The organism is Parviterribacter multiflagellatus (genome assembly GCF_056863265.1).
Genome location: NZ_JBXPIZ010000004.1, coordinates 172,964 through 194,829, shown reverse-complemented (window position 1 = coordinate 194,829; position 21,866 = coordinate 172,964). Strand labels below are relative to the sequence as shown.

The window sequence follows — 21,866 nt, the reverse complement described above, 5'->3', positions numbered from 1 at the left end:
CGCGCGCGGCATGGTGGTCGGCATGAGCACGAGCGCGGTCGAGGAGTTCTGGGAGGGGTTCTACGCCGAGGGGCGGGGGCGGTGGAGCGGGAACGTGAACGCCGCGCTGGTCGAGGAGGTCGAGCGGCTCGCGCCGGGGCGGGCGCTGGAGCTGGGCTGTGGGCAGGGCGCGGACGCGATCTGGCTCGCGCGACAGGGGTGGGATGTGACGGCGATCGACGTGTCGGCGGTCGCGCTCGCAAAGGCCGAGGAGGAGGCGCGGACCGCAGGCGTGCGCGTGCGGTGGGAGCGGCGCGACCTCGCGACGTCGCTGCCCGACGGGCCGTTCGACCTCGTCACGACCGCGTTCCTCCACTCACCGGTCGAGCTGCCGCGCGCGGACATCCTGCGTTCCGCGGCGGAGCGGATCGCGCCGGGCGGGACGCTGCTGGTGATCGGGCATGCGCCGTCGGAGGAGCACCCGCACGCGAAGCTCGAGACCGCCGCGCAGACGCGCGCGGCGCTTGCCCTCGACGAGGCCGCCTGGCGCGTCGAGACGTGCGAGGAGCGCCCGCGCACCCACACCTTCGCCGGCGACGACCACGCCCACGCGCGCGTCGACGCGATCCTCCGCCTGACCCGCGCCTAGGCCTGCGCGGGCACGGGGAGCGTGCCGCGGCGGGCCGCCGCGACGAGCGCCCCGACCGCCGCCCCGGCCACGGCCGCGACGACCGCGCCGCGCCAGTCGGTCGCGTCGATCAGCGCGCCCGCGACCGCGGCCCCGAGCGAGAGCCCGGACAGCAGCGCGGTCAGGGGCCACGTGAGCGCCTCGGTCTGCGTGCCGGGCGGCGCGGCCGCGGAGGCGAGCTCGTTGCGGGTCGCGATGATCGGGGCGATCAGCACGCCCGCGGGCAGCAGCAGCGCCGCCATGGCCGGGATCGAACCGCCGGCCGCCAGCGGGAACGCGAACGCGAGCGGCAGGAGCAGGGTCAGCCGCAGGTGCAGCGCGCCGACCGCGACCGGCCACGCGCGGGCGCCGTAGACGAAGCCGCCGACCGCGCTCCCCAGCGACCACGTCGCCAGCAGGACGCCGGCGAGGTGCTCGTGGCCGAGCCCTTCGGCGAACGCCGGCATCACGACCTCCATCGCGCCGATCGCGAACCCGACCGGGACCATCGTCACGACCAGCGTCTGGATGCCCGGCTCGCGCAGCGGGCCGAGCAGCCCGCCATCGCCCGGGCCCGCGGCGCCCCGCTCCCCAGACGGCAGCACGACGGTGAAGAGCGCCGTCCCGACCACGACCATCACCACCGACAGCACCAGCGCCACCCGCGCCTCCGACACCGCGACCAGCAGCGCGACGAGCAGCGGCCCGAGCACGAACGTCAGCTCCAGCATCACGCTGTCCAGCGCGTAGGCGGAGGAGACGAGCTCACGCCGGTCGCGCAGCAGCTCCGGGAACCGCGCGCGCAGCACCGACGCGTTCGGCGGGAACAGCCCGCCCGCCACCACGGCGGTCGCGAACAGCGCCGGCCCGGGCGCGCCCGAGGACCCGAGCGCGATCAGCCCGAGGAGCGCCAGCGCGTTCCCCACCGCCAGCGGCAGCAGCACACGCGTCCCCTGCCGGTCGACGAGCCGGCCCGCCAGCGGCGCGAACACGCCGGTCCCCAGCGCCATCCCGCCAGCGACCGCCCCGGCCACGGAGTACGAGCCGGTCTCCTCGCGGAGGAAGAGCACGATCGCCAGGCCGCTGATCGTGATCGGCACGCGCGAGACCAGCGACGACAGCATCAGCGCCGCGATCTTGCGGTCGCCGAGGATGTCGAGGTAGGTGCGCAGGTGCGTTCAGGGGTCGTCGGTGACGAGCCGCCGCAGGCGCCGCGCGTTCTTCACCGCGAAGCCTTCCCAGTCGTTGTTCGCATAGACGAACACGTCACCGTTCCGGGAGAGGTCGCGGACCCGCGCCGCCCACTCGTGCAGCTCGGAGTCAGCGTAGTTGCCCCGCCTCCCGCGGGCCCCGTAGTGGAGGCGCACGAACGCCCATTCGGTCGTCTGCTCGTACGGCAGCTGCTCGTCGCGCCGCCCGTCGTGGGCGAGCACGAGCGCCGCACCGTGGGCGTGCAGCACCCCGTACGTCTCCGGTTCGAACCACGAGCGGTGGCGCAGCTCGACCGCGTGCCGGCCGCCGTGGCGCGCGCGGGCGGCGGTGAGGAACGTGTCGAGCCGCTCGGGGTCGCGCTGGAAGTCCGGCGGCAGCTGCCACAGGATCGGCCCGCACTTGGGCGACGCGAGCGCGGGCGCGACGGAGGCGAAGAAGCGGTCGAGCCCCTGGTCGGTGTCGCGCAGGCGCTTCATGTGGGTGAGGAACCGGCTCCCCTTCAGCGTCAGGACGAACCCGGGCGGCGTCTGCTCCACCCACCCGGCGACCGACTCCGGCTTGGCGAGCCGGTAGAAGGTCGCGTTCACCTCCACCGTGTCGAACGCTCCGGAGTACTGCTCCAGCCAGCGCCGCTGCGGCAGGCCCTTCGGGTAGAGGACCTCGCGCCAGTCGGCGTACTGCCAGCCGCTGCAGCCGATGTGGACCCGCCCGGCGCTCACCCCGCCGCCAGCGCCTCCGCGAGCTTGCGCGCGTCGTCGCTCAGCGTCTCCCGCAGCGAGCGGTTGTAGATCGCCGCGGCCGGGTGGTACATCGGGAAGACCGTCCAGGTCTCGGTGGGGACGACCGTCCCGTGCGCCTCGCCGATCTTCGCGTCGGGCGCGAAGTGCGCGAGCGCGTGGCGGCCGAGCGGGACCACGAACCGCGGCGCGATGACCTCGAGCTGACGGACGAGCCACGGCAGGTGGTGCGCGATCTCGTCCTTCTTCGGGTCGCGGTTCTTCGGCGGGCGCGCCTTGACGACGTTCGTGATGAAGATGTCCGCGCGGACCAGGCCGGCGTCGGCGAGCAGCTCGTCCAGGAGCTTGCCGGCCGAGCCGATGAAGGGGCGCCCGTGCTTGTCCTCGTTCGCGCCCGGCGCCTCGCCGACGAGGACGACGTCGGCGTCCGGGTTGCCCTCGCCCGGAACGAGGTTCGTCGCCTCCTCGCAGATCGCGAACCCGCACGGGATGTGCGTGCGCAGATCCTCCGCGATCTCGTCCAGCTCCGCCTGCTTGTTCACGCGCCGAGCAGCTCCTTCATCCGCGCGGCCGCCGTCGGGGCGTCCGCGCCGCGGTTGTGTTGAACATCATGCGCACCTCCGGGACGGACCCCGCGAGCTCCTCCACACGGTCGCCCAGCTCGCGCAGCTCGTCGTCGGCGTACTCCCACGCGAACCGCTCCGCGACGCTGCGTCCGCGCGCGTAGCCCTCGGCGTTGCGGCCGTGCGCGCGCAGGTAGGCGAGCTTCGGGTGCGTGACCGCGTCGACCGCCGGCATCATCGTCGGCGAGCGGCCCTGCGGCGCGTCGACGCAGACGAACGCCGCCTCGTGGTCCTCGTACCACCCGAGCGTCGTCTCCAGCACGTCCGGCTTGACCCATGCGCGGTGGCGCAGCTCGATCGCGACGGGCGCGGCCGGTGCGAGGCGCTCCACCAGCGGCGCCAGCTCGTCCAGCTCGTGCTTGCGCGGCTCGAACCCGGGCGACAGCTGCAGAAGGAAGCTCGTGAGCCTGCCAGCCTTGCGCAGCGGCTCGACCGCGGCGAGCGTGGCGTCGGCCATCGCCGCCTCCAGCTCGTCCTTCAGGACGACCCGCCCGCGCCCGCGCACCTCCGCGCCGTCGCGCAGGTCGGACGGCAGCGACTTGAGGTCGGCGCTGTGGCGGCTGAGCAGCTTGTGGAGCTTGACGTCGAACGTGAACCCGTCGGGCGTCTCCTCCACCCACCGCGCGACGGTCTTCGCGTCCGGCACCGCGTAGAAGGTCGAGTTGACCTCCACCGCGTCGAACCGCTCCGCGTACCAGGCCAACCGCTCCCGCGCCGGCAGCCCCTGCGGGTACCAGTCCTCGACGAAGCCGGGGTCGGCCCACGACGACGTCCCGATGGCGATGCGGCTGCCCACGCCGCACCCCTACCCACGAGGACGCCGGCCGTTCACCCGCCCGGGAGGGGATCCGGGCTCGTGAGGAGGTGAACGACGTGCGACTCAGGCGACGCGGATCAGGATCTCGTCCGGCTCGACGGGGTCGTCGGCCCAGATCCTCAGCGCCGTGGTCGGGCCGGTCTCGACCGTGAGGTAGACGTCGCCGACGACGCTCTCGACCGTCAGCGTCCCGTCGGCGGTCTCGATCGCCCCGTCGAACACCAGGTGCTCGGGCTCCGGGCCGCGACCGTCGTCGGTGACCCGCAGCGTCGTCGCGGCGTCCGACGGCTCGCGCGTGCCGACGGCGACCGAGCTCGTGGTGTGCCACACGAGCCCGGGCCCGGCGACGTCGGGGGCGTCGCCATACGGGTCGCCGACGATGATCAGGGCGTTCGGGGGACGGATCTCGAGCTGCTCGTTCACCTGTCGTCTCGCTTGCGATCCCGCGCGCGCTTCCGCTCTTCCTGCTTGATCTTATTGATCTGCACGCCCTGCTCCCGGCTGCAGCGGAGGCACTGCGGGAACAGCCGCTGCGGCGTCTTCGGGTCCTTCAGGAGCGCGGTGGGCGGTTGGTGGTCCAGCACCCAGTTCCCGCTCTTCGTCCCGGGATCCCGAGTACCGCACGAGTGGCAGCCGTCGCGGTCACCGATCTCGTTGCCCCTCTCGCGCTCTCCCTTGTTGAAGTCCCGGTCGGGACCGCGGGCCGGGATCGACTCCTTGGCGTGCGGCCCGACCCCGGTGCGGTCGGGCTTCCGCGAGGCGGCGCCGTCGTCGCGCCCCGACCTGCCCACGGCGCTCGTGGCCTTCGAGGCCTTCGCGGCCCGCCCGGCCCACTTCGCCGGACCGCCGACGACCTCGGAGAACGCGCGGCCGGCGCGTTCGCCCCAGCTCGCGTCCTTGTAGTCGTCAGTGACGGACTTGACGATGGCCTTGCCCGCGGCCTTGGGGTCCTTCGCGATGTTCTTGTACGTCTCGAGGTCGCGCTTCACCGACCCGACCGGGTCGGTCACGCGCTCCTTGCCCTTGTCATAGAGCGCCTTGCCGGCCTCGTAGAACCCGTCGCCGGCGCCCTTGATCGCGTCCTTGCCGAAGTGCGCGCCCTTCTTGACGGCGTCCTCGCCGACATCCGTGGCGCCCTCCGCGAGGTCCTTGCCCTTGTCGAGCGCGTCGTCGAGCGGCCCCCACCGGAAGCGGACGACGTTGTCCTTGCTCTCCTCGGTCGCGGGCGAGCCGGGCGTCTCGCCCTCGGACTTCTCCTCGTTGCCGTACGGGTCGTAGGCGTAGCGGGCGCGGTAGTTGCCCGTGGCGCTGTCGGTCAGGCCCTCGATGGAGCCGTTGACGTCCTTGGCGAAGCTGCGGTACTCCTCCGCCGTCGCCGGCCCGGCGCGCCGGGACATGCCGAGCGGCGCGAGCGACGAGTCGTAGTCGTAGAGGAGCGTCTTCTCGGCGCTCTGCGTGAGCGGGCCCCGCCGGGTCATCGCCTCGGAGAGCCCGAGGTAGGTGTAGTTCGCGTCCTTGGTCTGCAGCGCGCCGCCGGCCGGCGTGACGTTCTCCGAGACGGTGTCGCGCCGGTCGAACGCGTCGAACGTGAACGTCTGCATCCGTCCGCCCGTCGGGCGCCAGCGCCGACTGCGTCTTGAGCCGGTCGAAGCCGTCGTAGGTGAACGCGGCCACCTGCTTGGCGGTCCCGCCGCTCGGCGTCTCGACGATGGAGCCGATGTTCACGCCCGTCGCGTCGTAGCCGTACGTCGTCGTCGTGACGTTCGAGCCCTTCTGCGCGGTCGATCTACAATGGCGCCCTTCTTGGCGCGCAGACGCTCCTCAGGTGACCTGCTCGCGCCCGCGCTGGCTGCCCTTGTACGCGGGCGCGCGCAGGCGCTGGAGCCAGTGCGGCGCGGGCTCCAGGCCGCCGCCGGTGTTCCACGGGTCGAAGTGCAGGTGCTCGGACTCGGCGGGCGGGAGCGGCGCGCCGAGCCGCAGGACGCCGAGCGGGCGGAACCGGCCGCGGTGCGGCGCGAGCGCCAGGGCGAACGCGTGCTCGTCGCCGCGGATGGGCTGCGCGCCGAGCAGGTGGTCGCGGCCGCGCAGGCGGTACGAGAGGAGGCTGGAGTAGGTCTGGCTGCGTGGCCCGGTCGCGGGGAGCGGCAGGTGGTGCAGCACCGGCACGTCGACCGACGTCGTGAGCAGCAGGTCCTGGTGGCGGCCCGGCCCGTGCAGGTCGGGGATGCGGAGCGCGAGGCCGCGCGCGTCGGGGAGCGGCGACGGCAGCCCGAGCGCGCGCGACAGCCGCACGACCCCATGGTGCACGGCGCGCTCGTCGAACAGCGCCACGCCGGTGCGCGCCCCGCCCGGCAGCTCGAGCGTCGCGGTGAACGCCTGCCCGCTCGGGTGCAGCGCCCGCGCGTGCCGCCGGCGGGCCAGCGCGCCCCACGCGCTCGCGGTGGCGTCGGCGACGGGTCGGGGGAGCGAGGGCGTGCGGGTGGGCATGTCATCGCGCTACCCAGTCCGCCCGGCACGCCCACGCCCGCGCCGGCGCGAAGCGCGGGGCCGAGCGCGCGTCAGGTCGCGAAGTGGATCGCCGGGATGGCGACCTCGGGGTCGACCGCGCGGACGTCGCGGTAGCCCGTGCGGAGCTGGCCGAGCGTGCGGTCCTCCCGCGCGTAGACCCGCCACCACAGCCCGTCGAGCGCCTCGATCACGACCTCCGCGTCACGGCGCAGGTCGGGGTTGCCGCGCTCGGGTGGGCGGCCGCGGTGGCCCACGAGGATCGTGTCCACGACCTGGAGGAGCTGGTCGGCGACCAGGCGCAGGTCCCGCGAGGTGAGCGGCAGGCCGGTCGGCGCGGCCTCCGCGCGGCGGGCCAGGGCGAGCACGTCGAGCTCCGGATCGCGCGCGAACCCCCACAGCTCGAGCAGCGCCCAGTCGAGCGCCTCGGCGCCGACGGGAAGCCGGTCGAGCAGCCCGCCCAGGTGCAGGAACGGCTCGTCGCGGATCACGATCATGGGCATGAGCAGGGATTACGCGCGCGCCCACGCGCCCGCGTCAACCGTCGTTCACCGGTCGGTAGCGGGTCCTTCACCAAACCGCAAAGAGCGACTTCGCACACCGGGGTTGCGCAGCGGGGTAGGGTCGCGACAGCGGCTCCGGCTCGGCCAGCGGCGTTGCAGCGCGTCAGTCGCGCGCCAGTCCCGCCGATGCACCCGCCAGCCATGCCCGCCAGCTCCGCCACCTCCACCACCGCCCAGGCGATGCTGCCCCTGCGGACCGGCGATCGCGTGGCGCTGTTCGTCGACGACCTCGCGCCGGTCGCGGCGACCGTCGTCGCGACGACGAAGGAGCAGGCGACGCTGCTGCTCGGCGAGGGCGCGATGCCCGCGCGGCTCCTCCACCGCCGCCCCGCGGCGATCGAGCGCTTCTGGGAGGGCCGGCGGTTCCGCGGCGAGGGCGTCCTGGCGATGACGGTCGGGCGGCGCGGGAAGGTCCGCGAGGACACCGTGATCGTCCACTTCGGCGCGCAGCAGCGCCGCGCGTCCCCGCGCATCGGCGCGGTCCTGCCGATCACGCTCGTGCCGATGGAGTCGCCGGTCGGCCCGTCGCGCGCGCTGACGATCGACCTCAGCGCCCGCGGCGCGCTCGTGCGCTCGCCCACGTCGATCCGGAGCGGCGCGCCGCTCCAGGTCCACCTCCAGCTCCCCGGCGAGGAGCTGCCCATCCCGGCCGCCGGCGCGGTCGTGCGGCGCACCGACGAGGGGCTCCTCGGGGTGCGCCTGGACCGGATGCGCGAGGCGGACCGGGCGCTGGTGGAGCAGTGGCTCCGCGTCCAGCGCCCGCGCCGGTGATCAGAACCGCAGCGCGGCCCCGATCCCCTCGTGGTCGGAGAGGTCGTCGTGGTGGCGCAGCGGCAGCACGGTCGCGTCCTGCTCCACCGCCAGCTCGATCGCCCACTCGGCGAGGTTCGGGTGCTCGACCAGCGTCTCGCCGTCGACCGGGCACGTGTCGCGCTCGTCCGCGACCGCCCACCGGCACTTCGGGCAGACCTTGCCCGGGTGCTCCAGCCCCGGTTCGAGCAGCAGCGTCGCGACGCGCCGCTCGTACAGCGCGGGGAGCGTGTCGGCGAGCCCACGCACGCCGTTCTGCACGGCCGCATCGATCGCCTCCTTCTCCCGCCGCGTCTCCTCGACCTGGAGCAGCGGCTCGACCTTCTCGCGGATCGACTGCGGCGACTCCCAGTCCGCGCCCGCGTCGAAGCGGCCGATGATGCGGTCCTTGACCGGCTCGGCGAGCTTGCCCTGCAGCTCCCCGAAGTGGCGCTCGGTGGTGCCGACGGCGATGCGCGTGAAGCGGACGCGGTCGTCGGCCTGGCGCAGCATCTCGGCGACCTGGCCGAGGAACTCGTGCTCCTCCATGCCGATGCTGCGCTCGTAGCGCTGCGCGGACATGCCGCCCTTCGACGTGCGGCCGCCGTGGTCGGAGCTGTCGGAGGCGACCTGCGCGAGCCGGTCGCCGCGCCCCTCCAGCAGGCGCGCGTCGTTGCCGTCGACGAGCAGGACCGCCCACGGCTCCGCGGGCCCGCTCTCGGCGAGCGGCCCGACGACCGGGCGGTCGGCGATGAAGACCCGCTGGTCGACCGGCCGGGGCAGCTTGACGACCTCGAACAGGTCGGCGGGGCCGCAGACGAAGAGCGCGAGCGCGTGCGCGCCCTCGGCCCAGTCGTCGTCGAGGTTCGCATCGAGCCCCGCGCGGGCCCGGTCGACGTCCTCGCGCAGCGCCATGTGCGCGTCGTGGGTGAGCCCCTCCAGCCCCTCCACCGCGCGGTGCGCGCCGTCGATCAGCGAGGTGACGGCCGACCGGCGGTTGCCGGGAGCGGCGAGGTTGGCGGCAGGATCGAGGTTGAGGTACAGCGAGAGCACCCGCGCCGACTCCGGCGCCGCGAAGGTCGCGAGGCGCTGGAGCCGCTCGGCGGTCACGTCGCTGGTCTGCATCGAGGGCATGCCCTGGGGCTACCCGTGCGGACCGCTAGAAGAGCGCGAGCAGCTCCTCGACCGGCACGCGCTCGCGCCGCGCGCGGGCGGCGCTCCACGTCTCGCCGCTCCACGGCGCGGGCTCGAGCCGGATCGCGTCGCCGGGCGGCAGCTCGAGCAGCTCGCGCTCCCACCCCGGCCAGCGGAACTCCGCGTAGAACGGCCGCAGGTCCGCCTGCAGCAGCCACTGGAGCCAGTCCTCGAGCGGCCGGTCCATCGACTGCCACTCCAGCGCGCCCGGGCCGCGGTAGACGACCTCCCCGGCGACGCCCGCGATGCCGCCGTAATCCAGCGCGAACCTCCCGCCGACCGCGTCGTGGGCGATCAGCAGGCCCTGGCGCGGGTCGAGCGGCGACTTCGCCAGCAGCTGCGGCCCGTGGATGCGGACCCACCCGCGGTCGATCGAGATGCCCGACGTGTGCAGCGCGATCGCCCCCAGCACCGACGAGCTGGCGAGCCCGAGCTCCCAGAGCACGCGCTCGCCCAGCAGGTCGTCGGCGGGCAGCACCACCACGGGGTTCACCGCGTCGGCCAGCCACGCCTCGACCGCGGGCCACGCGTCCGCGTCCGCGGGGACGTCATCCAGCAGCCAGCTGCCCAAGAGCCGTTCCAAGTCGTCCATTCAGCGTCCGTCCGTGTCCGCAGCGGCGACGAATGCACCGCCTTCTGGTCGGCCGTCAGGCTGCTGAGTGGGACGCACTCGTCCAACGTCCCGTAGACGTTGTGTGGAGGTTCACGGCCGAAACCTGTGCAGAGCTGCGCCTAGCGGTTGTCCTGATCCTCAGCCTGGTCGGCTTCGCCGTACTCGGCGCCGCTGAGGTCGGACTCGACCTCGCCCGTGAACGCGTCCCGGATGGGGTTGCCGCGCCCGTCGTCGTGGGTGGCGTTGCGGATCAGGTCCGCCTCCGCCTGCTCGAAGCCCTCGGCCTCGCCGCCGCCGGCCTCGTAGACCGGCCGCATGGCGGGATCGAAGTCGTCCTCGTCGCCGGCGCGGCCGCCGATGCGGCGCGCGGCCTCGGCCGCTGCGGCCTCTTCCTCGCGGACGAGGTCGTCGTCGGGGGTGCTGGGTGTCATGGTCCCGTTGTACTCGGTGTCATGATCGTGTCGCTACCCCCAGGGCCGGGGTACGGAACTAGAGCCCAGCCACCGCCCCATCAGCACCCGGACTGGAGATGAGCCCCATGTCTTACGCCGTCGCCCTGCAGTGCCTCGACCACGGCGTCCCGTGCGCGAACGCGCGCCAGCGCCTGGCCGACGCCCTCGGCATCCCCGTCCCGGAGCCCGACGACGTCGGGATCCTGGAGCTGCACATCGAGGCCGAGGACTTCGAGGGCGCGCTGCAGAAGGCGTGGGACGCGATGGCGACCTCCGGCGCGGACGACCACCTGGCGTTCGCCGAGCACGCCGACATCCCCCAGCACTGGAAGCTGCGCGACGGCGGCGACGGGCTGCCGGGGGCGCTGGCATAGCTCCCGGCGCGTCCCGTCGCACCGGCCTGGATCCGCGCGCGCTCGCGGCCGGCGCCGCGGTGGTCGGCGCGGGCGTCGCCGCGCGGGCGCTGTGGTTCGAGCCGCGGCGGATCGTCGTCCGCCGGCTCGAGCTGCACCTGCCGCGCTGGCCGCGGCGGTACGAGGGCTTCCGCGTCGCGCTCGTGAGCGACCTGCACGCGGGCGGCCCGCACGTGGGTTTGCGACAGGTCGAGCGCGTCGTCGCCGCCGTGGGCGAGCTGCGCCCGCACCTCGTGGCGCTGCTGGGCGACTACGTCGACCCGGAGGTGAAGCTGGGCGCGCGCGTCGCCCCGGAGCCGGTCGCCGCCCGCCTCGGGGCGCTGGCGCCGCCGCTCGGGACGGTCGCGGTCCTCGGCAACCACGACTGGGCCGCGGACGGCGAGCGCGTCGCGGGCGCGCTGCGCGACCACGGCATCCGCGTGCTGGAGAACAGCGCGACGCGGATCGCGCGGACGCCGGAGGAGCTGTGGGTCGCGGGCGTCGCCGACGCGACCGAGCGCCGCCCCGACATCGCCCGCGCGCTCGCGGCGGTGCCCGACCGCGCGGGCGTCCTGCTCCTCAGCCACGACCCCGACGTCTTCCCGCGCGTCCCCGAGCGCGTCGCGCTCACGCTGTCCGGCCACACGCACGGCGGCCAGGTCAACGTCCCGATCGCGCGCAGCACGTGGATGCCCTCCCGCTTCGGAGAGCGGTTCGCCGACGGCCACGTGGTCGAGGGCGGCCGCCACCTCGTGGTCAGCCGGGGGATCGGCGAGAGCAGGCTCCCCGTGCGGCTCGGGGCGCCGCCGGAGATCCTCCTGCTCTCGCTGAACGGGGTCTAGCTAGGCGCTGAGACCGATGGGGCAGGACACGCCGGTCCCGCCGATGCCGCAGTAGCCGTTCGGGACCTTGTGGAGGTACTGCTGGTGGTAGTCCTCCGCGTAGTAGAAGGGCAGGTCCGCGTCGAGCTTGATCTCGGTCGAGATGTCGCCGTAGCCGGCCTCGCGTAGGCGCGCCTGGTAGGCGTCGCGCGTGGCCTCGACCGCGGCGAGCTGCTCGGGCGTCGAGACGTAGACCGCGCTGCGGTACTGCGTGCCGACGTCGTTGCCCTGCCGCATGCCCTGGGTCGGGTCGTGGCCCTCCCAGAACTTCTGCAGGACCTCCTCGCGGGAGATCTTGGCCGGGTCGAACGCGACCAGCACGACCTCGGTGTGCCCGGTGCGGCCCGAGCAGACCTCCTCGTACGTCGGGTTCGGCGTCACGCCGCCGGCGTAGCCGACGGCGGTCGTGTAGACGCCCTCGGTCTGCCAGAAGATCCGTTCCGCGCCCCAGAAGCACCCCATGCCGACGACGAGCGTTTCGGTGCCCTCCGGGAACGGCGGCTTCAGCGGCGTGCCGAGGACGGCGTGCTTGTCCGTCAGGGGCATCTCCGCCGGCCGGCCGCGCAGCGCTTCCTCAGGCGTGGGAAGGCTGAGCTTGTTGCGCCCTAGCAGGCTTGCGAGATCCATGCTTCGAGGGTATGACGCGGCCCCTGCGGTCGCCGCAGATCACCTCGTCGAGCTCCTCGAGCGCGGCGCGGTGCGCGTCCATCAGCGGCCACGCGTCGTCGACCATCTCGCGGTCGACCACGATCCCGAAGTCGATGTGGTCGCGGTAGCTCATGCAGGTGACGTTGAGGCCCACGCCGTCCGTGATGACCGACACCGGGAAGTGCGCCTCGAGCCGGCCGCCGGCCATGTACAGCGGCATCGACGGGCCGGGGACGTTGGAGATGACGAGGTTGAGGAGCGGCCGGCGTGAGCCGCTCAGCCGCAGGGTCGCGCGCGACGCGCGCGCGTGCACCGCGGGCGGGATGAACTTCGTGACGTCCTGCAGCAGGTCGGCGGGGATCGCGCGGTGGCGCGTCTTGGCCGAGCGGAGCGTGTCGTGGGCGGCCTGCAGGCGCTTGCGCGGGTCCGCGACGTTGGTCGGGATCGGCGCGATCATCATCCCGATCCGGTTGCCGAACGTGCCGATCTGCTCCTGCGTGCGGACGCTCACCGGGATCATCGCCACGAGCGGCTGGTCGGGCAGCTCGTCGCGCTCGAGCAGGTAGTTGCGGATCGCGGTCGCCGAGATCGCGACGACGACGTCGTTGACGCTGATGCCGAGCTCGTTCTTGATCGCCTTGACGCGGTCCAGCCGCAGTGAGCCGAAGCTGAAGCGCCGGTGCGCGCTGATCGGGTGGTTGAACCGGGTCCGCGGCACGGAGACCGGCGACGGGCCGAGCAGCGCGCCCTCGTCGGTCGCGCCGAGCATCCGCCGCGCGGCGGTGGCGGCGCGGCCGAGGGTGGGGATGCCGGGGAGCTGCTGGACGCCGGGGATGTCCGCGAGGTTCGGGACGCTCGTCGGCACCGCGCCGAGCGCGCGCAGCGGCTGGCGCGGGAGGCCGGCGAGGCCGCGGCCGAGCATCTCCAGCTGCGACGGCATCCGGTCGCGCTCGGGCCGGCGGCGGCGGTGCTCAACCTCCCGCCCCTCGGGGCTGAGGTCGACGAGCGCGCTGAGGATCTCCGCGCCGGACACGCCGTCCACCGCCGCGTGGTGGATCTTCGTCAGCGCCGCGACGCGCCCCTCGGGCAGCCCGTGGATGAGGTAGAGCTCCCACAGTGGCCGGGAGCGGTCGAGCGGCCGCGCGACGATCCGCGCGACCTGCTCGGCCAGGGCGCGGTCGTCCCCCGGCGGCGGCGCGGCGGTCTCGCGGATGTGGAAGTCCAGGTCGAAGTCCGGGTCCTCGATCCAGTACGGATGGTCGAGTCCGAACGGGACCTCCGCGAGCTTCCAGCGGAACGGCTTGAGGAGCGGCAGCCGCTCGCCGACGAGGCGGCAGACGTCCTGGCCCGTGATCTGGCCGCCGGGCGCGGTCGACGGGTCCAGGATCGCGAGTCCGGACACGTGCCCGTACGTGCGGGCGGATTCCATCGCCAGGAACTGCGCGTCCAGGCTCGTCAGCTGTCGCATCGTCGGTGACCCCCTCTGCAGGAACTGCTCTCCGCATGGGCCTCCCCGGTGGAGCGGCGGGGGGAACGTCGAGTTGCGAGTGGTGCTGCGCGGACGGTCGTCGACGCGCAGCACGGTATCGCCGGAGGGCCTCCGCTCGGGAGGCCCTCCGCCCCCTCCTCCTTCACGGCGGGACAGGTGCCGTGACGAGCAGGGCGGGACCCTACAGACAATCCGCACAGGCGCAAGCCCCGAAGATGAAGGCTGCGTTGAGCCGCGCATGCGCAAGACTGCCGGCTGTGACGGGAGAACGAGACGCGTTCGGGCGCGACGTGGGCGAGGACCCGCTGGGCGCGATGGGGTGGTCGGGGGACATGACGAAGCCGCCGCGTGCCGCGACCGGCACGCCGCGCGAGGAGGCGCCGGCGCCCGCCGCACCGGTGACCGCGGCCGACGTGCCGATCGCCGGCGGCGGCATCGTGCAGCCGCCCAGGCCGGCCTCCCCGCTGGCCTTGGAGTCGCCGGACGACGACGCGGCGTCGAGCGCGTCCGCCTGGGTCGTGGGGATCGTGTTCGTCGCCGTGGCGTTGGCGCTCGGCGTGATGGCGTACGGGTTGATCGCGGGCGAGGGCGGCGACACCGCCGTGCGCGAGTCGTCATCCACCCGGGTGGAGATCGAGGGCTCGGTGACCGAGAGCGAGGTCACGCAGACGTCGGGGCCGCCGCGCGGGTTCGCACGCGGCTCGCTCCTCCTGCGGGGCAACCTCGCGCCCGCGCTGCGCCGGCTGAAGGCGCGCAGCGGCGGCGGGCGGCCGATCATGGTCCGCATCGCGCCCGACAGCGTGCAGGTCCAGGTCATCACGCCGGCCGAGCGGCTGCGGGTGATGCACCACGACTGGAGCACCGGGACGCGCGTCCTCGCCACGACCGCCGCGCCGGGCATCGGCGGGTTCCCCACGCTGCGCTGGTCGCAGGTGAACGCGTCGGCGGTGCGGCGCATGGCGCGCACAGCGACCTCCCGCGCGCGTGTGCCCGCGCGATCCTTCGCCTACGCGACGCTGACCGCCACGGGTGGGACGCGCTGGACGATCTTCCTCACCGACGGCCGCCGCTACACCGCCAGCCTCGACGGGCGGAGCGTCAGCCGCGCACCCTGAGCCGCCGCGCCGCGGTCGCCGCCGCCCCCGCCGCCACGAGGCCCGCGGTCAGCGGCCGCCGGTAGCGCGCGAGCACCTCCGCGGGCGAGCGGGACTTCGCCTCGTCGTCGAACGGCCCGTGCGTGCCGCGGTCGTCCAGCGGCGCGTACAGGTAGTCCGGTCGGCCGGGATCGAGCGGCTCGTCGGTCTGCTGCCCGTCGACGTTCGTGCGCGCGAGGTAGCGGTCGCCGAGCCTCGGGAACACGTGGTTGGCCGCGATGATGATCGCGGTGTTCAGCCCGACCCAGTGCTCGCGGCGCGGGTGCTCGCTCGCCCACACGATCGCGCGCGCGGCGACCTCCGGCTGGAAGACGGGGGCCACCGGGCGCGGGTGCCGCTTCAGGCTCGTCTTCACCCACGTGAACTGCGGCGTGTTCAGCCCCGGCAGCTGGACCATCGTCACCTGCACCCCGCTGCCCTCGTGCAGCAGCTCGGTGCGCAGCGCGTCCGTGAACCCGCGGATCGCGAACTTCGACGCGCAGTACGTCGCCTGCAGCGGGATCGCGCGGTAGGCGAGCGCGCTGCCGACCTGCACGATCACCCCGCGGTCGCGCACCCGCATCCGCTTGAGCGCCGCCAGCGTCCCGTGCACGTAGCCGAGGTAGTTGACCTCCATCACGCGCGCGAAGTCCTCCGCCGACGTCTCGTGGACGAACGCGAGCACCGCGGTCATCGCGTCGTTCACCCACACGTCGATCGGGCCGACCTCGCGCTCGATCCGCTCCGTCGCCGCCTCCACCGCGGCCGCGTCGGCGACGTCGAGCGGGAACGTGTACGGGGCCCCGCCCGCCGCGCGCACCTCCCGCGCGGCCGCCTCCAGCTGCTCGGCGGAGCGCGCGATCAGCGCCACGCGGTCCCCGCGCCGGCCCAGCTCGACCGCCGTCGCGCGGCCCACGCCCGCGCTCGCGCCGGTCACCACGACCACCCTGCTCATGCCTCCGCCTCCTCGATCGCGCGTGCGGCCGCGACGAGCGCCACGTGCGTCAGCGCCTGCGGCACGTTGCCGAGCGCCTCCCCGGCGCCGGGGTCGTACATCTCGCTCAGCAGCCCGAGGTCGTTCGCGCACGCGGCGCCGCGCTCGAGCACCGCCCGCGCCGCCGCCGGGTCACCCGCCTGCGCGCGGGCCGCCGCCAGCCAGAACGTCGCGGGCAGGAACGCGGGCTCGTCGGGCCGCGTCTCGCTGCGCCGCAGCAGCCCGTCGAGCGCCAGCTCCCGCTCGACCGCGTCGCACGTGGCGACCATCCGCGGGTCGTCCGCGGCGACGACGCCGTACAGCGGGAGCAGGAGCAGCGACGCGTCGAGCGCGTCACCGCCGAGCACCGACACGAACGCGCCGCGCGCGTCGCTCCACCCGTCGCGCAGCACCGTCGCGTGGACCTCGTCGCGCGCGGCGGCCCAGGCCTCGGGACGCGCGTGCTCGCCGAGCTTCTCCGCCAGCCGCACCCCGCGGTCGAGCGCGACCCAGCACAGCGCCGCGGCGAGCGTGTGGCGGCGGTCCTGGTCGCGCGCCTCCCACATGCCGCGGTCGGGCTCGCGCCACGACTCGGCGGCGCGGTCGACGAGCTGGCAGAGGAAGGCGGCGGTGAAGTCGTCGAGGTCGAGCAGCTCGGCCTCGTCGAGTGCGTGCGCGACGTCGAGCACCTCCCCGAGCACGTCGAGCTGGCGCTGGCGCCACGCCGCGTTGCCGATCCGCACCGGCCGGCTGTCGCGCCACCCGCGCAGGTGGTCGAGCGCGCGCTCGTCGAGCTGCCGCTCCCCGCCGACGCCGAAGACGATCTGGACGTGCGAGCTGTGGCGGCACGAGACCGCCGCGCGGGTCATCCAGCCGAACCACGCGAGCGCCTCGTCGCTGCACGTGGCGTCGAGCATCGCGCGGGCGATGAGGCTCGCATCGCGCAGCCACGCGAAGCGGTAGTCCCACGTGTCGCTGTGGCCGGGGCGCTCGGGCAGCGAGGTCGTCGCGGCGGCGACCACCGCGCCGGTCGGCTGGTAGGTCAGGCCCTGCAGGACGAGCGCGGTCGTGCGGACCTGCTCGCGGTACGGGCCGTCGTAGGCCTCGTGCTCGTCGGTCCACGAGCGCCACGCCGCGATCGTGGCGTCGAGCGTCGCGAACGGGTCGAGCGCGGGCGGGCCGTCCGCGCGGACGCCGGGCCGACGGTGGACGACGAAGCCGCGCCGCTCCCCCGCGCGCAGGGTGAACGTCGCGGCGGCGGTGCCGCCGTCGGGCGCGAGCGTCCCGGCGTCGGCGGCGAACAGCCGCTCGGGCCCGCCGAGCGTCACCAGCCGCCCGCGCTCGCGCACGACGCGCGGGACGGCCAGGCCGTACTCGGGGCGCGGCACGTACGTCGCCTCGACCTCGACGTCGCCGCCGACCGCCTCGACCACGCGGACGAGCGCGTCGGGGGAGCGGTGGCCGATCTCGTGGCCCTCGGCGCCGGCCTCGAGCGCAAGCGCGTCGTGGACGACGAGCCGCGCGCCGCCCGCGAGCGCGTGCTCGGTCCGCAGGACGAGCGTGCCGGGGACGTACGCGCGCTCGACCCGCTCCGCCGCGGCCGCCGGGCCCAGCGCGAAGCGGCCCGCGTCGGGGTCGAGCAGCGCGGTGAAGACGCTCGGCCCGTCGAACCGCGGGCCCGGCCACCAGACGACCTCGCCCCCGCGCGTGACGAGCGCCGACGTGCGGCAGTCGCTCAGGAACGCGAGGTCGCCGACGCCGGGCGTCACTCGGCGTTGGAGTACGCGAGCTGGACGCCGTCGGCGATCGCCTGCGCGGCCCACATGCCGGTCAGCAGGCGGGTGGTGCGCGGCGCGACGACCCACCCGACCGCGATGCCGCCCGCGACCCACTGGGCCAGGCAGTACGGGCACACGAGCAGCTCGCCGGTGGCGTAGCGCAGGCCCTCGCCGCGCGGGGCCTCCTCGACCTCGCCGTGGCCCGGCGCCTCCTGGAAGCGGGTGAACGGCGCGCGGACGAAGCTCGTGACCTTGTCCTTGGCGATCAGCCGCGCGACCTTCTGCGTCGCCAGGCCGGCGAGGACGACGTCGGTCGTGGACGGGCGGTCCAGGGTGCGGCCGGAGCGGTGCGCTGCGGTCAGCGCCCCGCCGAGCGCGGTGAAGAACGCCCCGCTGAGCACCGCGTAGCCCTTCAGCGGGCGCTGCTCGCCGGGCGCGTAGCCGGCAGTGGGGTCGGGGTTCGCCATCGCCCGTCGCCCTACCCGGCGCGCCGCGCTCGTCACGCTCACGGCGCTTACGCGGGTCTTCGGGTTCTTACGTTCCTCTTCGGCCGCCTTCAGGTTCGGCCGGGACCGTGGCTCCCATGACCAAGCGAACGAAGACGACCGCCGCGACCCTCACCGGGGCCGTCGTGCTGTCCTCCGTCGGGTTCGCGCTGGGCAGCCAGGCGGGCGACGGCACCGCCGGCGCCCAGGCGACGACGACGCCGGCGGCCACCGCCACCACCCCCGCGCCGCCCACGCCACCCAAGGACCCGCGCCACGACGGGCGCTTCCGCGGCCCCGACGCGCGGATCGCCGACACCGCCAAGCAGCTCGGCGTGACCGAGGAGCAGCTCCGCGCCGCGCTCGAGAAGGTCCGCGACACGCAGGCACCCCCGGCGAAGGACGAGCACCTCGACGCGCTCGCCAAGGCCCTCGGGCTCGACGCCGCGAAGGTGGAGGCGGCGCTCGAGCAGCTGCGCACGGAGAAGACGAACGCGTTCGCCGATGCGCTGGCGAAGGAGCTCGGCGTCGACGCGGCCAAGGTCCGCGAGGCGCTGAAGGACGGCGGCCCGCGTGACCTCGCCTCCGAGCTCGGCGTCTCCGAGGAGAAGCTGCGCGACGCGTTCCGTGCCGTGCGGCCCGACCGCGGCTCACGCGACGACCACCAGGCCGAGCTGGCGAAAGCGCTCGGGGTGACCGAGGAGCAGCTCGAGACCGCGCAGGAGAAGCTCCGCGAGGAGGCCGAGAAGCGGTTCGAGGAGCGCCACGCCGCGTTCGTCGCCGCGCTGGCGAAGGAGCTCGGCGTGAGCGAGGACAAGGTCCGCGACGTGTTCGAGGACGCGTTCCCCCTCCGCGGGCCGGGCGGCCCTGGCCGCCCCGACGTCCCGAAGGCCCCCGGCGGCCCCGGCTTCGGCTTCGGCGGCCACCCGCGCGGCCCGCGCTGACCCCACGGGCAGGGGCGCCGCGCGTGACGCGGCGCCCACATCCCCGGGAAACTCGACCAGGCATGGCTAGATTCTTCGGGACCCGCTCCCGTCCGACGAAGGATCGTCATGCCGTCTTTGCGCCGTGCCCTCGCCCTCTCGCTGGTCCCGCTCGCCCTGACCGTCGCCGCCTGCGGTGACGACGACGAGAGCGGCTCGAGCGCGCAGACCAGCGCGACGACCGCCACGACGGCCGCCGACTCCTGCACCAAGGAGTCCCTGCAGACGTTCGCCGACGGCAAGCTGACGGTCGGCACCGACAAGCCGGCGTACCCGCCGTACTTCGAGGACGACGACCCGACGAACGGCAAGGGCTTCGAGTCCGCCGTCGCGTACGCGGTCGCCGAGCAGCTCGGCTTCACCAAGGACGAGGTGACGTGGACGACCGTCCCGTTCAACTCCTCCTACGCGCCGGGCGACAAGAAGTTCGACTTCGACATCAACCAGATCTCGATCACGCCGCAGCGCCAGAAGCGCGTCGACTTCTCCACCCCGTACTTCACCGCCCCGCAGGCCGTCGTCGCGCGCGCCGACAGCGAGGCGGCCAAGGCCACGTCGCTGGCCGAGCTGGCCGACAAGAAGCTCGGCGTGCAGGTCGGCACGACGTCGCTCGACGCCGCCACCGCGCAGATCAAGCCGACGCAGCAGCCGCAGGTCTTCAACGACTCCAACGACACCGTCCGCGCGCTCAAGACCAAGCGCGTCGACGCGATCGTGGTCGACCTGCCGACCGCGTTCTACCTGACCGCCGCGGAGATCGAGGGCGGCAAGATCGTCGGCCAGTTCGAGGCGCCGGGCGGCGACGACTGGGGCCTGCTGCTCCAGAAGGACTCGGAGCTGACCCCGTGCGTCAACCAGGCCGTCGAGGCGCTGAAGGCCGACGGCACGCTGGAGAAGCTGCAGGACCAGTACATGGGCGGCGACGCCGCGCCGGACCTGCAGTAGCCGCACCGCCCGGGCAGTGAAGTGAGCGCCGCGGTCCCCGCATCGACCGACCGGCGCGCCGTCCGCGAGGCGGCGCGCCGGAAGAAGGCCCGCCGCGACACGCTGGTGGCGACGGTCTCCACGATCGTCGTCCTTAGCGTGCTCGTGACGCTGATCGTCACCAGCCAGGGCTGGCCGACCGTCCGCGAGACGTTCTTCTCGTGGGAGGACTTCAAGGCGTCGTTCCCCGACGTCCTCGACGGCTTCTGGCTCGACGTCAAGCTCTTCGTGGTCGTCGAGATCGCGGTGCTGATCCTCGGCCTGGCGATCGCGCTCGTGCGGCAGTCCAAGCACGCCGCGCTGGCGCCGCTGCGCATCCTCAGCGCGGTGTTCGTGGACCTGTTCCGCGGCGTGCCGGTGATCCTCGTCGTCTACCTGATCGGGTTCGGCATCCCGGCGCTCGCGATGGACGGCCTGCCGACCGATCCGATCATCCTCGGCGGCATCGGCCTGACGCTCGCGTACAGCGCCTACGTGGCCGAGGTCTACCGCGCGGGCATCGACTCGATCCACCCCGGCCAGCGCTCGGCCGCGCTCGCGGTCGGGCTGACCGAGCGGCAGACGCTGCGGTTCGTGATCCTCCCCCAGGCGGTCCGGCGCGTGCTGCCGCCGCTGCTCAACGACTTCATCTCGCTCCAGAAGGACGTGGCGCTGGTGTCGATCCTCGGGCCGCTGGAGGCGTTCCGCGTCGCGCAGATCCAGGCGTCGTCGGAGTTCATCTACACGCCGCTGCTCGCGGCCGCATTCCTCTATCTGTGCGTCACGATCCCGCTCGCGCGGATCGTGGACCGGATGCAGCGCAAGCAGGTGGCGCGATGAGCGGCGCGCCCGTCCTGGAGGTCCGCGGCGTCACGAAGGCGTACGGCGACCGCGAGGTGCTGCGCGGGATCGACCTCGCCGTGCACGCGCACGAGGCCGTCGCGCTGATCGGCGCGTCCGGCTCGGGCAAGTCGACGCTGCTGCGCTGCATCGACCTGCTGGAGGAGATCGACGACGGCGACGTCCTCGTCGACGGCGAGGTCGTGACGGACCCGTCGGTCAACCCGGTCGAGGTCCGCCGGCGGCTGCGGATGGTCTTCCAGCAGTTCAACCTCTTCCCGCACCTGACCGTGCTGGAGAACATCGTCCTCGCGCCGGTGCGCGCGCACGGCATCCCGCGCGCCGAGGCCGAGGCCAACGCGCGGCAGATGCTCGCGCGGTTCGGGCTGGAGGGGCGCGAGAAGGCGCACCCCGACCAGCTCTCCGGCGGCCAGCAGCAGCGCGTGGCGATCATCCGCGCGCTCGCCGCCGAGCCGCGCGCGCTGCTCCTCGACGAGGTCACCAGCGCGCTCGACCCCGACCTCGTCGGCGAGGTGCTCGACCTGCTGCGCGAGCTGAAGACGAGCGGCATGACGATGGTGCTCGCCACGCACGAGATGTCGTTCGCCAAGGAGGTCGCCGACCGCGTCTGCTTCCTCCACGAGGGCCGCATCGTCGAGGAGGGCGAGCCGACGCAGCTGCTCGAGGCGCCGCAGCACCCCGAGACGCAGCGCTTCCTGCGCCGGCTGCTCGAGGGCGGCCGGCTCTAGCCGGCCCGCCTCAGCGCCTCGCGAGCCGCCGCGTGCCCGCGCCGACGGGCGTGTACGGCAGGCCCCAGTGCGCGTAGGTCGTCGTCTCGTCGTCGACCGTGAGCTCGGTGTCGGTGCCGATGCTCGGCGCGTCCTTGACCGCCTTCTTCGCGTGCACGACGCGGACGTGGTCGGGGCTGACGGTCGCCCCGGCGAGCGGGATGAGCGTCAGCTTCTTGCCGACGAGGCCGCTCTTGACGGCGATGAAGACGGGGGTGTCGGTCTCGCCGTCGTAGTAGAGCTCCTCGAGCTTGCCGAGCTTGTCGCCGTCCGGGTCCAGGACGTCCTGGCCGCGCCAGGCGGTGATGTCCTCGGCGGGGAAGCCGCCCGCGGCGGTGGTCGCGCTCATGCCTGCGGTCTCC

26 protein-coding genes are annotated in these 21,866 nt (G+C 74.1%); 9 read left to right on the top strand and 17 right to left on the bottom strand.

Features of this window, described 5'->3' with window-relative positions; genetic code table 11:
- Positions 1-22: 22 nt before the first annotated feature.
- The gene (locus tag AC1UE5_RS10315) at positions 23-628 is read left to right on the top strand and encodes a class I SAM-dependent methyltransferase (protein WP_482922838.1); all 606 of its coding nucleotides are present in this window, start codon (positions 23-25) and stop codon (positions 626-628) included.
- On the opposite strand, the gene AC1UE5_RS10310 is transcribed toward AC1UE5_RS10315, so the two are convergent.
- From AC1UE5_RS10310 to AC1UE5_RS10275, 8 genes are all read right to left on the bottom strand, one after another.
- A complete protein-coding gene (locus tag AC1UE5_RS10310) occupies positions 625-1,770 on the bottom strand; it encodes an MFS transporter (RefSeq protein WP_482922836.1) in 1,146 nt (381 codons plus the stop codon). The genes AC1UE5_RS10315 and AC1UE5_RS10310 overlap by 4 nt on opposite strands.
- A 54-nt stretch (positions 1,771-1,824) precedes the next feature.
- A complete protein-coding gene (locus AC1UE5_RS10305; RefSeq protein ID WP_482922834.1) occupies positions 1,825-2,577 on the bottom strand; it encodes a DUF72 domain-containing protein in 753 nt (250 codons plus the stop codon).
- Positions 2,574-3,137, bottom strand: a complete 564-nt coding sequence (locus AC1UE5_RS10300; protein WP_482922832.1) for a uracil-DNA glycosylase family protein — start codon at positions 3,135-3,137, stop codon at positions 2,574-2,576. Before AC1UE5_RS10300 ends, AC1UE5_RS10305 begins: the two co-directional genes overlap by 4 nt.
- Before the next feature lie 16 nt (positions 3,138-3,153).
- Complete coding sequence (locus AC1UE5_RS10295) at positions 3,154-4,014, bottom strand: DUF72 domain-containing protein (RefSeq protein ID WP_482922830.1); 861 nt, start codon at positions 4,012-4,014, stop codon at positions 3,154-3,156.
- A gap of 84 nt (positions 4,015-4,098) precedes the next feature.
- Positions 4,099-4,458: a hypothetical protein gene (locus AC1UE5_RS10290; RefSeq protein ID WP_482922828.1), complete on the bottom strand. Its 360-nt coding sequence runs from the start codon at positions 4,456-4,458 to the stop codon at positions 4,099-4,101.
- Entirely contained in the window at positions 4,455-5,636 is a 1,182-nt protein-coding gene (locus AC1UE5_RS10285; RefSeq protein WP_482922826.1) for a hypothetical protein, read from the bottom strand. The genes AC1UE5_RS10290 and AC1UE5_RS10285 overlap by 4 nt, the downstream gene beginning before the upstream one ends.
- Positions 5,637-5,856: 220 nt before the next feature.
- A complete protein-coding gene (locus AC1UE5_RS10280) occupies positions 5,857-6,522 on the bottom strand; it encodes a hypothetical protein (RefSeq protein WP_482922824.1) in 666 nt (221 codons plus the stop codon).
- Between the two features lie 71 nt (positions 6,523-6,593).
- Positions 6,594-7,043 (bottom strand): hypothetical protein, encoded by a 450-nt coding sequence (locus tag AC1UE5_RS10275; protein WP_482922822.1) that lies wholly within the window; start codon positions 7,041-7,043, stop codon positions 6,594-6,596.
- A gap of 201 nt (positions 7,044-7,244) precedes the next feature.
- Here AC1UE5_RS10275 and AC1UE5_RS10270 point away from each other — a divergent pair, with 201 nt between their 5' ends.
- Positions 7,245-7,874, top strand: a complete 630-nt coding sequence (locus AC1UE5_RS10270) for a PilZ domain-containing protein (RefSeq protein ID WP_482922820.1) — start codon at positions 7,245-7,247, stop codon at positions 7,872-7,874.
- Here AC1UE5_RS10270 and AC1UE5_RS10265 read toward each other — a convergent pair whose 3' ends face one another.
- From AC1UE5_RS10265 to AC1UE5_RS10255, 3 genes are all read right to left on the bottom strand, one after another.
- Positions 7,875-9,026: a baeRF10 domain-containing protein gene (locus tag AC1UE5_RS10265; protein WP_482922818.1), complete on the bottom strand. Its 1,152-nt coding sequence runs from the start codon at positions 9,024-9,026 to the stop codon at positions 7,875-7,877.
- A 25-nt stretch (positions 9,027-9,051) separates the two neighbouring features.
- A complete protein-coding gene (locus AC1UE5_RS10260) occupies positions 9,052-9,669 on the bottom strand; it encodes a DUF2625 family protein (protein ID WP_482922816.1) in 618 nt (205 codons plus the stop codon).
- 149 nt (positions 9,670-9,818) lie between these two features.
- On the bottom strand, positions 9,819-10,130 hold the full coding sequence (locus tag AC1UE5_RS10255; RefSeq protein ID WP_482922814.1) for a hypothetical protein: 312 nt from the start codon (positions 10,128-10,130) through the stop codon (positions 9,819-9,821).
- A 107-nt stretch (positions 10,131-10,237) separates the two neighbouring features.
- On the opposite strand from AC1UE5_RS10255, the gene AC1UE5_RS10250 reads away from it, so the two are divergent.
- Both AC1UE5_RS10250 and AC1UE5_RS10245 read left to right on the top strand, forming a co-directional pair.
- Complete coding sequence (locus tag AC1UE5_RS10250; protein WP_482922812.1) at positions 10,238-10,525, top strand: hypothetical protein; 288 nt, start codon at positions 10,238-10,240, stop codon at positions 10,523-10,525.
- A 59-nt stretch (positions 10,526-10,584) separates the two neighbouring features.
- A complete protein-coding gene (locus AC1UE5_RS10245) occupies positions 10,585-11,385 on the top strand; it encodes a metallophosphoesterase (RefSeq protein ID WP_482922810.1) in 801 nt (266 codons plus the stop codon).
- Here AC1UE5_RS10245 and msrA read toward each other — a convergent pair whose 3' ends face one another.
- Both msrA and AC1UE5_RS10235 read right to left on the bottom strand, forming a co-directional pair.
- The gene (msrA, locus tag AC1UE5_RS10240; RefSeq protein ID WP_482922808.1) at positions 11,386-12,051 is read right to left on the bottom strand and encodes a peptide-methionine (S)-S-oxide reductase MsrA; all 666 of its coding nucleotides are present in this window, start codon (positions 12,049-12,051) and stop codon (positions 11,386-11,388) included. It lies immediately after the preceding gene.
- Positions 11,999-13,540, bottom strand: a complete 1,542-nt coding sequence (locus AC1UE5_RS10235) for a WS/DGAT/MGAT family O-acyltransferase (protein ID WP_482922806.1) — start codon at positions 13,538-13,540, stop codon at positions 11,999-12,001. Before AC1UE5_RS10235 ends, msrA begins: the two co-directional genes overlap by 53 nt.
- 278 nt (positions 13,541-13,818) lie before the next feature.
- On the opposite strand from AC1UE5_RS10235, the gene AC1UE5_RS10230 reads away from it, so the two are divergent.
- Positions 13,819-14,676, top strand: coding sequence for a hypothetical protein (locus AC1UE5_RS10230; RefSeq protein ID WP_482922804.1), 858 nt, complete (start codon positions 13,819-13,821; stop codon positions 14,674-14,676).
- On the opposite strand, the gene AC1UE5_RS10225 is transcribed toward AC1UE5_RS10230, so the two are convergent.
- The 3 genes from AC1UE5_RS10225 to AC1UE5_RS10215 are packed head-to-tail and all read right to left on the bottom strand — an operon-like array spanning position 14,660 to position 17,912.
- Entirely contained in the window at positions 14,660-15,649 is a 990-nt protein-coding gene (locus AC1UE5_RS10225) for an SDR family oxidoreductase (RefSeq protein ID WP_482922802.1), read from the bottom strand. The two genes, AC1UE5_RS10230 and AC1UE5_RS10225, sit on opposite strands and share 17 nt — an antisense overlap.
- A complete protein-coding gene (locus tag AC1UE5_RS10220; RefSeq protein ID WP_482922800.1) occupies positions 15,646-17,436 on the bottom strand; it encodes a glycoside hydrolase family 15 protein in 1,791 nt (596 codons plus the stop codon). Before AC1UE5_RS10220 ends, AC1UE5_RS10225 begins: the two co-directional genes overlap by 4 nt.
- Positions 17,433-17,912, bottom strand: a complete 480-nt coding sequence (locus AC1UE5_RS10215; RefSeq protein ID WP_482922798.1) for a DUF1360 domain-containing protein — start codon at positions 17,910-17,912, stop codon at positions 17,433-17,435. Before AC1UE5_RS10215 ends, AC1UE5_RS10220 begins: the two co-directional genes overlap by 4 nt.
- A 116-nt stretch (positions 17,913-18,028) precedes the next feature.
- On the opposite strand from AC1UE5_RS10215, the gene AC1UE5_RS10210 reads away from it, so the two are divergent.
- The 4 genes from AC1UE5_RS10210 to AC1UE5_RS10195 all read left to right on the top strand — a co-directional run bounded on the left by AC1UE5_RS10210 (position 18,029) and on the right by AC1UE5_RS10195 (position 21,465).
- On the top strand, positions 18,029-18,874 hold the full coding sequence (locus AC1UE5_RS10210) for a hypothetical protein (RefSeq protein ID WP_482922796.1): 846 nt from the start codon (positions 18,029-18,031) through the stop codon (positions 18,872-18,874).
- 108 nt (positions 18,875-18,982) lie between these two features.
- Positions 18,983-19,858 carry an ABC transporter substrate-binding protein gene (locus AC1UE5_RS10205; RefSeq protein WP_482922794.1) on the top strand — a complete coding sequence of 292 codons (876 nt, stop codon included), beginning with the start codon at positions 18,983-18,985 and terminating at the stop codon, positions 19,856-19,858.
- 21 nt (positions 19,859-19,879) lie between these two features.
- Positions 19,880-20,716, top strand: a complete 837-nt coding sequence (locus AC1UE5_RS10200) for an amino acid ABC transporter permease (RefSeq protein WP_482922792.1) — start codon at positions 19,880-19,882, stop codon at positions 20,714-20,716.
- On the top strand, positions 20,713-21,465 hold the full coding sequence (locus AC1UE5_RS10195; RefSeq protein WP_482922790.1) for an amino acid ABC transporter ATP-binding protein: 753 nt from the start codon (positions 20,713-20,715) through the stop codon (positions 21,463-21,465). Before AC1UE5_RS10200 ends, AC1UE5_RS10195 begins: the two co-directional genes overlap by 4 nt.
- A gap of 10 nt (positions 21,466-21,475) precedes the next feature.
- Here the strand turns inward: AC1UE5_RS10195 and AC1UE5_RS10190 are convergent, their stop codons facing one another.
- Positions 21,476-21,853, bottom strand: coding sequence for a PRC-barrel domain-containing protein (locus AC1UE5_RS10190; RefSeq protein ID WP_482922788.1), 378 nt, complete (start codon positions 21,851-21,853; stop codon positions 21,476-21,478).
- Between the last annotated feature and the right edge of the window lie 13 nt (positions 21,854-21,866).